Raw genomic sequence first — 14,616 nt, 5'->3', positions numbered from 1 at the left:
CTCGCCGGCCCCAGGATTTATCCTTTTCTTTGCGCTCAAGGAGCAGGGAAATGTCCTTCGAAAGCTGGGCTGCCTTCGCCGCCGCCTCTTCCATTCTTCTCATCATTCCTGGCCCGACGATCCTCCTGGTCGTCTCCTATGCGCTTGGGCAAGGCTGGCGCACCGCATTGCCGATGGCGGTGGGCGTGGCGCTGGGCGACTTCACCGCCATGACGCTGTCGATGCTCGGCATCGGCGCGCTGCTCGCGGCTTCGGCAACGGTGTTCACCATGCTCAAGGTGATCGGCGCCGGCTATCTCATCTATCTCGGCATAAAACTGTTCCGCGCCGGCGGCGCGCTGAAGGCGGAACCGCGCACCGACGCGGTCTCGGCGGCACGAATGATGGCGCATGCCTGGCTGGTGACGGCGCTGAACCCGAAGAGCATCACCTTCTTCGTCGCCTTCCTGCCGCAATTCCTCGACCGGCATGCCGACTTCTGGACGCAGATGCTGATCTTCGAGACGACCTTCCTGACTTTGGCCTTCGCAAACGCCTTCGGCTACGCGCTGGTCGCATCCAGGGCCCGGGCAATCGTTCGCAACCCGAAGGCGATCCGCATCTTCAACCGTACTGGCGGCACGCTGCTGGTCGGCGCCGGCATTGCCACGGTGGCGATGCGGTCGGCCAACTGACGCTATGAAGGACACGTTCGGTCTTACCTATTCCGGTGTGACCGAAGCCGGGTTTTCGTCCTACGCCCGCGCCGTGCATGAATTGCAATGCTTCATCGGCGATCCGGTCGGTTCTATCGACCGCGCCATCGCCGATGATCCGACCTTCGTCATGGCGCATGTGTTCAAGGGCTATCTGTTCGGCCTCGCCACCGAGCGGGACGCGATGGCCGTCGCGCGATCATGCCACATGGCGGCGCTGCCACTCGCCGGCACCGCGCGCGAACGGGCGCATGTTGCGGCGCTTGGGCATCTCGCCGATGGCCGCTGGCATGAAGCCGCGCGCATCCTCGAAGACATCGCGATCGACACTCCGCGCGATGCGCTAGCGCTGCAGGTCGGGCACCAGATCGATTTCTTCACCGGCAATGCGCGCATGCTGCGCGACCGTATCGGCCGGGCGCTGCCGGCGTGGCAGAAAGGCATGCCGGGCTACCACGCCATTCTCGGCATGCAGGCCTTCGGGCTGGAAGAGATGGGCGATTATGGACGTGCCGAATCCTTCGGCCGGCAGGCTGTGGAGATCGAGCCGCGCGACGGCTGGGCGCAGCATGCGGTCGCGCATGTCATGGAAATGCAAAGCCGGCAACGAGACGGCATCGCCTGGATGCGCGCCAATCCAGATGCATGGACCAAGGAGAGTTTTCTCCAGATCCACAATTGGTGGCACCTGGCGCTGTTCCATTACGATCTCGGCGAAACCGACGAGGTGCTCAAGCTCTATGACGGGCCGATCTATGGCGACCGCTCGACATTGGCGCTCAATATGGTCGATGCCTCGGCGATCCTGTGGCGCCTCGCTCTGGGCGGCGTCGATGTCGGCGACCGCTGGGCGGCGCTTGCCGGCAACTGGATGCCAAAAGCCGCCGCCGGCAATTATGCCTTCAACGACGCGCATGCGATGATGGCCTTTGTCGGCGCAGGGCTGGAGGCGCCGGCGAAAACGCTGATCGAGACGCAGCGCGAGGCGATGCGCGGCGAGGATGACAACGCCGCGTTCACGCGCGATGTCGGCCATCAGCTGACGCTTGCGATCAAGGCTTTCGGCGAAGGCAAATATGACGAGGCCGTGCGCCTGATCCGGCCGATCCGCTCGATCGCGCATCGTTTCGGCGGCAGCCATGCGCAGCGCGACGTGATCGACCTGACGCTGATCGAGGCCGCGTTGCGCGCCGGCGATACGGCGCTCGCGCGGGCGCTGACGGCCGAACGGCAGCTCGCCAGACCCGACAGCCCGCTGTCGGCGCGGTTCTCGCGTCGCGCCGCCGATTTGTCAGAGAATTGACCCGGAGCGGATCTTGTCCTAAAAACTGGCCAAGCCAGATTTTTTCGAGATCCGAAAAAATTAACGGCAGTGGGAGGAAATCATGTATCTCGGCCTCGACCTGGGCACTTCGGGCGTCAAGGCGCTGCTGATCGACGACGGCCAGAAGGTCATCGGCTCCGGCCATGGCTCGCTCGATGTCTCGCGGCCGCATCCCGGCTGGTCGGAGCAGGATCCGGCGCATTGGATCGAGGCCTGCGAGACGGCGATTGCCGAACTCAAGGGTTCCCATCCGAAGGAGCTCACCGCGATCAAGGGCATCGGCCTTTCCGGCCAAATGCACGGCGCCACCCTCCTCGACGCCTCGGACAAGGTGCTGCGCCCCTGCATCCTGTGGAACGACACGCGCAGCCATGTCGAGGCGGCCGCGCTCGATGCCGATCCACGCTTCCGCAAGCTCACCGGCAACATCGTCTTCCCGGGCTTCACCGCGCCGAAGCTTGCCTGGGTGAAGAACAACGAGCCGGCAATCTTCGCCAAAGTGGCCAAGGTGCTGCTGCCAAAGGATTACCTGCGGCTCTGGCTGACCGGCGAGCATATTTCCGAGATGTCGGATTCGGCCGGCACCTCGTGGCTGGATGTCGGCAGGCGCCGCTGGGCGCCTGAATTGCTGGCGGTGACATCGCTCGACGAAAAGCACATGCCCTCGCTGGTCGAAGGAACTGCCAAGGCCGGCGCCTTGCGGAACGAGCTCGCTTCCAAATGGGGAATCGCGGCGGGTATTCCAATCGCCGGCGGCGCCGGCGACAACGCGGCCTCGGCCTGCGGCATGGGCACGGTCGGCGCCGGCCACGCTTTCGTGTCGCTCGGCACGTCGGGCGTGCTGTTTGCGGCGAACGCCTCCTATCTGCCCAATCCGGAAAGCGCGGTCCACACATTCTGCCATGCGCTGCCCGACACCTGGCACCAGATGGGCGTGATCCTTTCGGCCACCGATTCGCTCAACTGGCTGTCGGAGATCACGGCAAAGAGCGCCGGCGACCTGACCGGCGAACTCGGCGATACGCTAAAGGCGCCGACGGGCGTTACCTTCCTGCCCTATCTCTCGGGCGAGCGCACGCCACACAATGATTCCGCCATCCGCGGCTCCTTCACTGGCCTCGCGCATCAATCGAGCCGAGCCGTGCTGACGCAGGCCGTGCTCGAGGGCGTCGCCTTCGCCTTCCGCGACAGTCTCGAAGCGCTGAAGACGGCCGGCACGACGCTGAGCCGGGTGACCGCGATCGGCGGCGGCTCGCGCTCGCGCTACTGGCTGAAAGCGATCGCCACCGCGCTGCAGGTTCCGGTCGATATTCCGACCGACGGCGATTTCGGCGCCGCTTTCGGCGCGGCAAGGTTGGGGTTGATTGCCGCGACGGGGGCCGATCCGCTTGCCGTCTGCACTGCGCCGGCCACGGATGCGACGATCGAGCCGGATGTCGGGCTGGGTGGCGCTTATGCTGATGCGTATCAGAGATATCGGGCGCTGTATCCGGCGATAAGAGCGATAACTGCGTGACTATGCGCGAGGCCCCCCTCTCTGCCCTGCCGGGCATCTTCCCCGCAAGGGGGGAGATTGGATGTCACGCCGGCTTTCGCCAATCGCCGGCGTTGCAAGGAGAGGCGAGGCCTCGAAGCTGCCAATCTCCCCCCCTGAGGGGGAGATGGCCGGCAGGCCAGAGAGGGGGGCCTCGCATCCCACCTCCCCAGTTATCACTGCGCCGGCACCTTGTCCAAAAACCCGGTGACGCTCTTCAGGCGGCCATCCTCGATGACGCCGATGTCGGTGCCTTCGATGACGGATTCCGTGCCTTCCGGCCCAAGATTCCACGAGAAGCGGATCTTGTCCGCGAAACCGTCCGGCTCACCCTTCAGCGAGAAGCGGAAGCCGGCGAAGCGCTGTTGCACGCCGTCTATCAGCGCGGCGATGCCGTCATGGCCGTCGCCCTGCATGACCGGGTCGCGATAGCTGACGTCGCTGGTGAAGGCGGCTTCGAGCAGCGCCTTGCGGCGCTGCGCATCGCTCTCGTTCCAGGCGGCGATGTAGTTGCGGGCAATCGTGTTGAGGTCGGTCATTGTCATGGTCCTTCGTTGGATCGTTTCGACATGACGCTTTTCGCCCGGCAAAAGAGTGAAACCAATTACGCCTGAGGTAATCGGGAAACCATCTCGGAGAGGAAGGAAACCATGAGCAGCGGATTTTTCGGCGACATCAAGAAGATCAAATATGAAGGGCCGGATTCGACCAATCCGCTGGCCTACCGCTACTACAACCCCGATGAGGTGGTGGCCGGCAAGCGGCTGGAAGACCATCTGCGCTTCGCCGTCGCCTACTGGCATTCCTTCGCATGGCCGGGCGGCGACCCCTTCGGCGGCCAGACCTTCGACCGCCCTTGGTTCGCCAAGCCGGGCGGCGTCGACACGATGGATCTGGCCAAGCTCAAGGCCGACGTTGCCTTCGAAATGTTCTCGCTGCTCGGCGCGCCCTATTTCTGCTTCCACGACGCGGACGTGCGCCCGGAAGGCAAGGACTTTTCGGAGAGCGCCGCGCGCCTCGACGAGATCACCGACTATTTCGCCGACAAGATGAAACAGACCGGCGTCAAGCTGCTCTGGGGCACGGCGAACCTTTTCTCGCACCGGCGCTTCATGTCGGGCGCGGCCACTAATCCCGATCCGGATGTGTTCGCCTATGCGGCGGCGACGGTGAAGAAATGTATCGACGTTACCAAGAAGCTCAAGGGCGAGAACTATGTGCTGTGGGGCGGCCGCGAGGGCTATGAGACCTTGCTCAACACCGACCTTGCCCGCGAGCAGGAGCAGGCCGGCCGCTTCCTCAACCTCGTCGTCGACTACAAGCACAAGATCGGCTTCACGGGCACGATCCTGATCGAGCCGAAGCCGCAGGAGCCGACGAAGCACCAGTACGACTACGACGTCGCGACCGTCTACGGCTTCCTCAAGCGCTTCGGTCTGGAGAAGGAAGTAAAGCTCAACATCGAGCAGGGCCACGCGATCCTGGCCGGCCATTCCTTCGAGCACGAGTTGGCTTTGGCGAATGCGCTTGGAATCTTCGGTTCGATCGATATGAACCGCAACGACTACCAGTCGGGCTGGGACACCGACCAGTTCCCCAACAACGTGCCGGAAATGGCATTGGCCTATTACCAGGTCCTGCAGGGCGGCGGCTTCAAGACCGGCGGCACCAATTTCGACGCCAAGCTCAGGCGGCAGTCGCTCGATCCGGACGACCTCCTGATCGGCCATATCGGCGGCATGGATGCCTGCGCACGCGGCCTCAAGGCGGCGGCAAAGATGATCGAGGACAAGGCGCTGTCCGGCCCGCTCGCCGAGCGCTATGCCGGCTGGAACACCGCCGAAGGCAAGGCAATGCTTTCGGGCGAGCGCACGCTGGAGGAGATCGCCGACCGCGTGGTGAAGGAGAAGATCGAGCCGCAGCCGCGCTCCGGCCGGCAGGAGCTGCTGGAGAATATCGTCAACAGATACGTCTGATCGCTCAGGCGGAATGCCGAGCGTATAGCATTCGCGCGGGGCAGAACTTCACGACAAGGTTTGCCCCGAGCCGCCCCTCAATCGCCCCGCTCTTGCCTTCAAACAGCCGTCACGGAACTCGTATAAACGTGGCTCCTGTGGCGGGTGAAGAAGAAGGAGGCGAACCGATATGCAGCATGAACGCGAGATCGACGCCCTGCTTTCGTCCGGTGAAACCGGATCGATCATCGACCGGCTGATGGCCTTGCCGCATTCGAAGGACGGTGGCCGCAAGACAAATGAATGGGACCGCGCGGTCGCCGCGCGGTTGGAAACGGCGCTGGCCAAGAGCATGCGTACGCGCATCGTCGGCGAAGGCCGCGACGCCGCCTGACAATTCCCGTGATTTGACGAAAAGAGGTGGCTTCTCCATCCTGCACCGATGATACGCGCGGTGCTGCTTGATCTTGTGGGTGTCGTCTATGATGGCGATACCCCGATCGCAGGTGCCGTGACCGCGGTCGAGCGTTTGCGCAAGGCCGGCCTGCCGCTCCGCTTTGTCAGCAACACGACACGCTCGCCGCGCAGCAAGATCGTCGCGCAACTTGCCGCCATGGGCATCGAAGCTGCGGATGAAGAATTGCTGACGCCGGCGCGCGCTGCGATCGAATGGTTGCGCAGGCATGGCCGCGAGCCGCATCTGCTCGTCCATCCCGATCTCGAAGCAGAGTTTTCGGGCCTGGAGGGAGGAAGCGGCAAGGCGGTTGTCGTGGGGGATGCCGGCGAGGCATTCGGCTACGCCAGTCTCAACCGTGCTTTTCGCGCGTTATCCGCTGGTGCCGATTTTGTGGCTTTGGCCACCAACCGCACCTTCAAGGATGCGGACGGCCAGCTCAGCCTCGACGCCGGCGCCTTCGTTGCGGCCCTCGAATTCGCCAGCCGCCGAAGCCCCGTCGTGCTCGGCAAGCCGTCGGCGGACTTCTTCCTTTCGGCGCTCGCCGATTTGAACTGCCCTGCGGCCGATGCGGTCATGGTCGGCGACGACGCGGAGAGCGACGTCGCCGGCGGGCTGCGTGCCGGGCTCGGCGCGGCGCTGCTCGTGCGAACCGGCAAGTACCGACCCAAGGACGAGACGCGATACGATCCGGCTCCGACGGCAGTGGTCGATGACCTCGCCGCCGCAACAGACTGGATTCTCAACCGCGCCGCAGCCTGACCGGTGCCTCGCCGAAAGCTCTTGAAAATGCCCTGGAAAATGCTGCGGCGGAGGAAAAGCCTGTACGCCCGGCGATGTCCGCCATGGCAATGCGCGTATCGACCACCAGACGCCGCGCGGCGCTGAGGCGCAGCCTCAGATAATAGGCGCCGGGCGTCTCGCCGATCGACTTGCGAAAAATGCTTTCCAGCGTCCTTGCCGTGACGCCGGCGCGTTTTGCCACGGCGTCAATGGTGAGCGGCTGGTCGACATGCGCTTCCATCAGCCGGATCGCTTGGGCAAGCCGCGGATCGTAGCCGTCGAGCCGGCCAAGCGAGACCAGCGGCTGCGCGTCGGTCGCGGCGCGCGCCTGATCGTAGATGAAGACGCTCGCCACATCGAGCGCGGCGGCCATGCCGAGCCGGGTGCGGATGAGATGCAGCATCAGGTCGAAGGTTGGCGAAGCGCCGCCGGAGGTGAAGACCGGCCCGTCGATGACATAGCGGTCCGGCCGCACATCCACGCCCGGAAACGCGGTCGAGAAATCCTCCATGTCTTCCCAATGGGTGGTGGCGCTGCGGCCCTCGAGCAGGCCGGCGCGCGCCACCAGCCAGGTGCCTGCCTCGACACCACCGCAGGCGCGTGCAGCGCGCGCTGCCCGGCGCAGACCCGCGAGCAATGCCGAGGTGGCGTAGTTCTGCGTGCCGAAGCCGGCGACGACAACCAGCATGTCGGTGGCCTCGGCCGCGTCGAAGCGGCCGCTGACGGCCACGGGGAGGCCGCATGTCGTCACCGGCGCCTCGCCGGTGACCGAGACCAGCTTGAAATCGAACAGCGTCTCGCCTGAGATGCGGTTTGCTGCGCGCAGCGGGTCGACCGCCGAAGCCACGCACATGATCGAGGACCCCGAGAACACGAGGAGCGTAACCTTGAGCGTCTCGCGCTCGGACCTAAAGATGGTCGGCTTTTCGCTTTTGATCATGAGAGCTTCGTAAAACGCAAAACAGTTTCCGGCAAGTCGGGCATTCTTGCTGAATTGCCGTGCATGCCGTGCCGCTATCGGCTCCCGCTTCTGGGTGGCATGCATGGCCGATCGAATCTGGGAGGATCAAGATGCCGCTTGCGATGAACCGCGAGGTCTTCATTACCTGTGCCGTGACCGGCTCCGGCGGCACGCAGGACCGCAGCCCGCATGTGCCGCGCTCGCCCAAGCAGATCGCCGATTCGGCGATCGACGCCGCCAAGGCGGGTGCAGCGATCGTCCATTGCCATGTGCGCGACCCCGAGACCGGCAAGCCGAGGCGCGACGTGCATCTCTACCGCGAGGTGACGGAGCGCATCCGCGAAGCGAACGTCGACGTGGTGCTGAACCTCACCGCCGGCATGGGTGGCGACATGGTGTTCGGCTCGCCGGAAGCGCCTTTGCCGCTCAACGAGAAGGGCACCGACATGGGAGGCGCCACCAACCGCATGGAGCATGTGCGCCAGTGCCTGCCGGAGATCTGCACGCTGGATTGCGGCACGATGAACTTCGCCGAGGCCGATTATGTGATGACCAACACGCCCGGCATGCTGCGCGCCATGGGCGGCATGATGACGGCGCTGGGCGTGAAGCCGGAGATCGAGGCCTTCGATACTGGACATCTGTGGTTCGCCAAGCAACTGGTCGAGGAAAAGGTGCTCGAACCAGACGCGCTGGTGCAGCTCTGCATGGGCGTGCCATGGGGCGCGCCGGACGACCTCAACACCTTCATGGCGATGGTCAACAACGTGCCCTCGACCTGGAACTGGTCGGCCTTCTCGATCGGCCGCAACCAGATGGCCTATGCGGCGGCTGCGGTGCTTGCCGGCGGCAATGTCCGCGTCGGCCTGGAAGACAATCTGTGGCTCGACAAGGGCGTGCTGGCGACAAACGCGCAGCTGGTCGAGCGCGCGGCCAGCATCGTCACCAATCTCGGCGCGCGTATCCTGGGGCCTGAGGAAGTGCGCAAGAAGCTCAACCTGACCAAGCGAGCACCGATCGCGGCCGCGGCGTAAGGCGGGCGCGGGCCATGGCTGATACCGTCAAGTTCATTGCGATGAAGGACGGCGACAAGGAAGACTATGAATTCCTGACCGCCCATGAGATCGACTACGCCGCCAAGACCGGCGACCGGCTGCTCGACGCGCTCGTGCAGCTCGATGAGGGTCTGTCGGGCTACAAGATCACCCGGCTCGGCCATTCGCTGCAGGCGGCGACGCGCGCCTGGCGCGACGGCGCCGACACCGACTGGATCGCCTGCGCGCTGCTGCACGACATTGGTGACATCTACGCGCCCTACAACCACGACGAATATGCGGCTGCGATCCTGAAACCCTTCGTGCGCGAGCAATGCACCTGGGTGGTGGAGAAGCACGGCGATTTCCAGCGCCTCTATTACGCGCATCATCTGGGCGGCAACCGGCATGCCCGGGACCGCTTCGCCGGCCACCTCTATTTCGAGGACTGCGACCAGTTCTGCGAGCGCTGGGACCAGTCGAGCTTCGATCCCGATTACGAGACGCTGCCGGTCGAGTTTTTCCGGCCCTTCGTGCTCGAGGTCTTCGCCCGAAAGGCCTACGATCCGGCGGTGATCCGCACCGGCGAGCGCGTGGCCCTCACAGATCCCGATACAGCCAAGACGAGAACCGGAGCCTGACAAGCATGAGCATCATCAACAAGGCGGCCGCCATCGGCGGCGGTGTCATCGGCGCCGGCTGGGTGGCGCGGCTGCTGCTGAACGGCATCGACGTCTCGATCTTCGATCCGGATCCGGAAGCGTCGCGCAAGGTGGGCGAAGTGATGAAGGGCGCGCGCCGCGCCTACAAGCAGATGCTGCCCGGCGGCCTGCCCAAGGAAGGCAAGCTCACCTTCGCCAAGACCATCGCCGAGGCGGTTGCCGACGCCGACTTCATCCAGGAAAGCGTGCCGGAGCGGCTCGACCTCAAGCACAAGGTGCTGGCCGAGATCGACCAGCATGCGCCGGCCAACGCCATCGTCGGCTCGTCCACCTCCGGCATCAAGCCGACCGACATGCAGGTGGCGATGAAGAAGCATCCGGAGCGGCTCGTCGTCGGCCATCCGTTCAACCCGGTTTATCTGCTGCCGCTGGTCGAGATCGTCGGCGGCGAGCAGACCTTCCCCGAAGCGATCGAGGTGGCAAAGGAACTCTACGCCTCCATCGGCATGAAGCCGGTGGTGGTGCGCAAGGAGATCGAGGCCTTCGTCGGCGACCGCCTGCTCGAGGCCGCATGGCGCGAGGCGCTGTGGCTGGTCAAGGACGGCATCTGCACCGTCGAGGAACTCGACGACATCATGCGCTATTCCTTCGGCCTGCGCTGGGCACAGATGGGCATGTTCCAGGTCTACCGCGTCGCCGGCGGCGAGGCCGGCATGCGCCACTTCATGGCGCAGTTCGGGCCCTGCCTGAAATGGCCGTGGACCAAGCTGATGGACGTGCCGGAGTTCAACGACGAGCTGGTCGACCTGATCGCCACGCAGTCGGATGAGCAGGCGCACGGCCTGTCGATCCGCGAGCTGGAGAAGATCCGCGACGACAATCTCGTCGCGATCATGGAGGCGCTGTCGAAGCAGAACAAGGGCAAGGGCTGGGGTGCCGGCGCGCTGCATAAGGACTATACCAGGCAGCTCGCCAAGCTGGCCGCGAAGAAGACTCCAGCCAAAACTGCCGAAAAGCCCAAGCCGGTGAAGAAGGCAGCCAAGCCGGCAAAGGCTGAGAAGCCCGCCAAGGGCAATAAGGCGAAGAAGAGCAAGAAGAAGGGCTGAGGCGATGCATTTCGGTCTTTCGGAAGAACAGAAGCTCATCGTCGAGACGACGCGCGCCTTCGTCGAGAACGAGCTCTACCCGCATGAGCGCGAGGTGGAGCGCACCGGCGTGCTGCGCCGCGAGCTGATCGACGAGTTGAAGGCCAAGGCGATCGAGGCCGGGCTTTATGCCGCCAACATGCCGGCCGATGTCGGTGGCGCCGGCCTCGATACGGTAAGCTGGCTGCTCTACGAGAAGGAGCTTGGCCGCGCCAATTACGCGCTGCACTGGACCTGCGTGGCGCGTCCGTCCAACATCCTGCTTGCCGGCACGCCGGAACAGCGCGAGAAATATCTTTTCCCCTGCATCCGCGGCGAGAAGTCGGACTGCCTGGCGATGACGGAGCCCGGCGCTGGCTCCGACCTACGCGGCATGAAGGCGACCGCGGTGCAGGACGGCTCGGACTGGGTGCTCAACGGCACCAAGCACTTTATCTCGCATGCCGACATCGCCGACTTCGCCATCGTGTTCATGGCTTCGGGCGAAGAGGATTCGCCACGCGGCAAGCGTAAGAAGATTACCGCCTTCTTCGTCGACAAGGGCACCAAAGGCTTCACGGTGCGCGACGGCTATCGCAATGTCTCGCATCGGGGCTACACTAATTCGATCCTCGAATTCGACGACTGCCGGCTGCCGGCCTCTCAGGTGCTCGGCGAAGTGCATAAGGGCTTCGACGTCGCGAATTCATGGCTCGGCGCCACGCGCCTGCAGGTCGGCGCCACCTGCCTCGGCCGCGCCGAGCGCGCGCTGTCGCATGCCATCGAATATGCCGCGCAGCGCCAGCAGTTCGGCCAGCAGATCGGCAAGTTCCAGGGCGTGTCGTTCAAGCTCGCCGACATGGCTACGGAGCTCAAGGCTGCGGACCTGATGGTCTTCGAAGCCGGCTGGAAGTACGATCAGGGCACCGTCACCGACCAGGACATGGCGATGGCCAAGCTGAAGGCCACCGAGATGCTGGCCTTCGTCGCCGACGAGGCCATCCAGATCCATGGCGGCATGGGACTGATGGACGACCTGCCGCTGGAGCGCATCTGGCGCGATGCCCGCGTCGAGCGCATCTGGGAAGGCACGTCGGAGATTCAGCGACATATTATTTCGCGGGCGCTGCTGCGTCCGTTCGGAGCTTAGAGCATGATACGCCAAGGCCCCGGATCCGGCCTTGGACAAGATCGCGCTCAAACGAAAAGATGGCCATGCATAAACTCGAACGTCTCCTGCGCCCGAAATCGATCGCCGTGTTCGGCGGGGCGCAGGCCGCCGCCGTCGTGGCGCAGTCGATCAAGATGGGCTTTGCCGGCGAGATCTGGCCGGTGCATCCGACCAAGGACGAGGTCGCCGGCCGCAAGGCCTATCGCTCCGTCGCCGACCTGCCCGGAGCACCGGACGCCGCATTCGTCGGCGTCAACCGGCATCTGACCATCGAGGTGATCAAGGCGCTGGCCGAACGCGGCGCCGGCGGCGCCGTCTGCTTCGCCGCCGGCTTCCTCGAGACCGAGGCCTATGACGAGGACGGCGAGCGGCTGCAGGCCGAGCTCGTCGCCGCCGCAGGCCAGATGCCGATCATCGGGCCGAACTGCTACGGCCTGATCAACTATGCCGACGGCGCGCTGCTTTGGCCCGACCAGCATGGCGGCATCCGCCTGGCCGAAGGCGGCAAGGGCGTCGCTATCATCACCCAGTCGTCCAACATCGCCATCAACATGACGATGCAGAAGCGCGGCCTGCCGATCGCCTTCCTGATGACCGCCGGCAACCAGGCGCAGACCGGCCTTTCGGAAATGGCATTGGGCCTGATTGAGGACGAGCGCGTCACCTCGCTCGGCCTGCATATCGAAGCCTTCGATTCGGTCGCCGGCTTCGAAAGGCTGGCTGCGCGGGCGCGCGAGCTGAAGAAGCCGATTATCGCCATGAAAGTCGGCCGATCGGAGCAGGCAAGGCAGGCGACGGTGTCGCACACCGCCTCGCTGGCCGGCTCCGACGCCGCCTCCGGCGCCTTCCTGAAGCGTCTGGGCATCGCGCGCGTCGATTCCATTCCCGCCTTCATCGAGGCGCTGAAGCTGCTGCACATCACCGGACCATTGCCCGGCTACAGGCTCTCGTCGATGAGCTGCTCGGGCGGCGAGGCTTCCGTGATGGCCGACAGCGCCGAAGGGCGCTGGGTGCATTTTCCGGCCCTGACGGCCGAGCACCGCGCGCATGTCAAATCGACGCTCGGACCGCTGGTCGCGGTCGCCAATCCGCTCGATTACCACACCTTCATCTGGAACAACGAGCCGGCGATGACGGCCACTTTCACCGCCATGGTGTCGGACGGCTTCGACCTCAACATGCTGGTGCTCGACTTCCCGCGCCCGGACCGCTGCTCGGACGTGGACTGGTGGGCGACGCTGCGCGCCTTCGAGGCCGCATTGAAGACCAACAAGGCGCAAGGCGCGATCGTCTCCTCGCTGCCGGAAAACCTGCCGGAGGAATACACCGCCGGCCTGATGGCGCGCGGCATGGTGCCGCTGTTCGGCATCTCGGAGGCCATGGACGCCGCCCAGGCCGCCGCCTTCATCGGCTGGGCCTGGCGCGAGCCGCAGGCGCAGCCGGTCGACACCACGGCGGCAGGCGCATCCGAAGCCAAACGCGTGACGCCGGACGAGGCCGAGGCCAAGGAAAGGCTGATCAAGGCCGGACTGCCGGTGCCGAAGGGCGAGCGCGCCTCCAATGCGGTCGAGGCGGTGATCTCGTCCATGACGCTGGGCTTCCCGGTGGCTCTCAAGGCGCTTGGCGTCACGCACAAGTCGGAAGTCGGCGCGGTGCGGCTAAACCTCAAGGACGCCGAATCCGTCAGCGCCGCCGCGCATGACCTTTTGCCGCTCGGCACGGGACTTTATGCCGAGCGCATGGTGCGCGACGGCGTCGCCGAGCTGATCGTCGGCTTCACCCGCGATCCGATGTTCGGCGTGGTGATGACGCTCGGCACCGGCGGCGTATTGGTCGAGCTGTTGCGCGACAGCGTGACGCTCATGCTGCCGGCGACGCGCGACGACATCGAGGCGGCATTGCGTGGGCTCAAGCTCTATCCGCTGCTCGAAGGCTATCGCGGCCGGCCGAAGGCCGACGTCAACGCCGCCATCGACGCCATCGCCGGCATTGCCGACTTCGTGCAGAAGAACGAAGGCGAGATCGAGGAACTCGATATCAACCCGCTGATCGTCTGCGCCGAAGGCAAGGGCGCATGGATCGCGGACGCCCTGCTCGTGCTTGGAGAGAAGAAGAATGGCTGAAATCATCACCACCCGCCGCGAAGGCGCGATCCTCGAGGTCACGCTCGACCGGCCGAAGGCAAACGCCATCGACCTCAAGACGTCGCGGCTGATGGGCGAGACCTTCAAGGCGTTCCGCGACGATCCGGAACTGCGTGTCGCCATCGTCAAGACGGCCGGGGACAAGTTCTTCAGCGCCGGCTGGGACCTGAAGGCGGCGGCGGCCGGCGATGCGGTCGACGGCGATTACGGCGTCGGCGGCTTTGCCGGGTTGCAGGAGCTACGCGACCTCAACAAGCCGGTGATCGCCTGCGTCAACGGCATGGCGGTAGGCGGCGGCTTCGAGCTGGCGCTGTCCTGCGACCTCATCTACGCCTCGGATCATTCCTCCTTCGCGCTGCCGGAGATCCGCGCCGGCACGCTGGCCGACGCCGCGACGATCAAGCTGCCGAAGCGCATCCCTTACCATATCGCCATGGACCTTCTGTTCACCGGCCGCTGGATGGATGTCGCCGAGGCGCATCGCTGGGGCCTGGTCAACGAGGTGCTGCCCAAGGACAAGCTCGAGGAGCGCGTCTGGGAGATCGCAAGGTTGCTCGCCAGCGGCCCGCCGCTGGTCTTCGCCGCGATCAAGGAGACCGCGCGGGTGGCCGAGGCGCTGACCTTCCAGGACGCGATGAACAAGGTGACGCGCCGGCAGCTGCCGACGGTCGATAAGCTCTACGGGTCGGAAGACAACATGGAAGGGTTCCGGGCTTTCGCGGAGAAGCGCGAGCCGGTTTGGAAGGGCAAGTGATTCTGCGGAGATGACGGAGCG

14 protein-coding genes are annotated in these 14,616 nt (G+C 65.0%); 12 read left to right on the top strand and 2 right to left on the bottom strand.

Annotation, left to right across the window (positions count from 1 at the left end; genetic code table 11):
• The first annotated feature begins 50 nt into the window (after positions 1-50).
• The 3 genes from CK219_RS18515 to xylB all read left to right on the top strand — a co-directional run bounded on the left by CK219_RS18515 (position 51) and on the right by xylB (position 3,535).
• A complete protein-coding gene (locus CK219_RS18515) occupies positions 51-674 on the top strand; it encodes a LysE family translocator (RefSeq protein ID WP_095768171.1) in 624 nt (207 codons plus the stop codon).
• 4 nt (positions 675-678) lie between these two features.
• A complete protein-coding gene (locus tag CK219_RS18510) occupies positions 679-1,998 on the top strand; it encodes a tetratricopeptide repeat protein (protein ID WP_095768170.1) in 1,320 nt (439 codons plus the stop codon).
• Positions 1,999-2,080: 82 nt separating this feature from the next.
• On the top strand, positions 2,081-3,535 hold the full coding sequence (gene xylB / locus CK219_RS18505) for a xylulokinase (protein WP_095768169.1): 1,455 nt from the start codon (positions 2,081-2,083) through the stop codon (positions 3,533-3,535).
• Between the two features lie 194 nt (positions 3,536-3,729).
• On the opposite strand, the gene CK219_RS18495 is transcribed toward xylB, so the two are convergent.
• The gene (locus CK219_RS18495) at positions 3,730-4,092 is read right to left on the bottom strand and encodes a nuclear transport factor 2 family protein (RefSeq protein ID WP_095768220.1); all 363 of its coding nucleotides are present in this window, start codon (positions 4,090-4,092) and stop codon (positions 3,730-3,732) included.
• Positions 4,093-4,203: 111 nt separating this feature from the next.
• Between CK219_RS18495 and xylA the strand changes: the two genes are divergently transcribed.
• The 3 genes from xylA (at position 4,204) to CK219_RS18480 (ending at position 6,724) form a co-directional block, all read left to right on the top strand.
• Positions 4,204-5,529 carry a xylose isomerase gene (xylA, locus tag CK219_RS18490; RefSeq protein ID WP_095768167.1) on the top strand — a complete coding sequence of 442 codons (1,326 nt, stop codon included), beginning with the start codon at positions 4,204-4,206 and terminating at the stop codon, positions 5,527-5,529.
• 169 nt (positions 5,530-5,698) lie between these two features.
• Positions 5,699-5,902 (top strand): hypothetical protein, encoded by a 204-nt coding sequence (locus CK219_RS18485; protein WP_095768166.1) that lies wholly within the window; start codon positions 5,699-5,701, stop codon positions 5,900-5,902.
• Positions 5,903-5,950: 48 nt separating this feature from the next.
• Complete coding sequence (locus CK219_RS18480) at positions 5,951-6,724, top strand: TIGR01458 family HAD-type hydrolase (protein ID WP_095768165.1); 774 nt, start codon at positions 5,951-5,953, stop codon at positions 6,722-6,724.
• Here the strand turns inward: CK219_RS18480 and CK219_RS18475 are convergent.
• A complete protein-coding gene (locus CK219_RS18475; protein WP_095768164.1) occupies positions 6,705-7,685 on the bottom strand; it encodes a GlxA family transcriptional regulator in 981 nt (326 codons plus the stop codon). The two genes, CK219_RS18480 and CK219_RS18475, sit on opposite strands and share 20 nt — an antisense overlap.
• Before the next feature lie 131 nt (positions 7,686-7,816).
• Between CK219_RS18475 and CK219_RS18470 the strand changes: the two genes are divergently transcribed.
• The 6 genes from CK219_RS18470 to CK219_RS18445 all read left to right on the top strand — a co-directional run bounded on the left by CK219_RS18470 (position 7,817) and on the right by CK219_RS18445 (position 14,595).
• Positions 7,817-8,740 (top strand): 3-keto-5-aminohexanoate cleavage protein, encoded by a 924-nt coding sequence (locus CK219_RS18470; RefSeq protein WP_095768163.1) that lies wholly within the window; start codon positions 7,817-7,819, stop codon positions 8,738-8,740.
• A gap of 14 nt (positions 8,741-8,754) precedes the next feature.
• Positions 8,755-9,381, top strand: coding sequence for an HD domain-containing protein (locus CK219_RS18465; RefSeq protein ID WP_095768162.1), 627 nt, complete (start codon positions 8,755-8,757; stop codon positions 9,379-9,381).
• A gap of 5 nt (positions 9,382-9,386) precedes the next feature.
• Positions 9,387-10,508, top strand: coding sequence for a carnitine 3-dehydrogenase (locus CK219_RS18460; RefSeq protein WP_095768161.1), 1,122 nt, complete (start codon positions 9,387-9,389; stop codon positions 10,506-10,508).
• Between the two features lie 4 nt (positions 10,509-10,512).
• Positions 10,513-11,676 (top strand): acyl-CoA dehydrogenase, encoded by a 1,164-nt coding sequence (locus CK219_RS18455; RefSeq protein WP_095768160.1) that lies wholly within the window; start codon positions 10,513-10,515, stop codon positions 11,674-11,676.
• Between the two features lie 65 nt (positions 11,677-11,741).
• Complete coding sequence (locus tag CK219_RS18450) at positions 11,742-13,820, top strand: acetate--CoA ligase family protein (RefSeq protein WP_095768219.1); 2,079 nt, start codon at positions 11,742-11,744, stop codon at positions 13,818-13,820.
• Positions 13,813-14,595: a carnitinyl-CoA dehydratase gene (locus CK219_RS18445; protein ID WP_095768159.1), complete on the top strand. Its 783-nt coding sequence runs from the start codon at positions 13,813-13,815 to the stop codon at positions 14,593-14,595. Before CK219_RS18450 ends, CK219_RS18445 begins: the two co-directional genes overlap by 8 nt.
• Positions 14,596-14,616 lie beyond the last annotated feature (21 nt).

Source organism: Mesorhizobium sp. WSM4313 (genome assembly GCF_002294725.1).
GTDB lineage: Bacteria > Pseudomonadota > Alphaproteobacteria > Rhizobiales > Rhizobiaceae > Mesorhizobium.
This window is presented reverse-complemented; position numbering and strand designations above follow the sequence as displayed.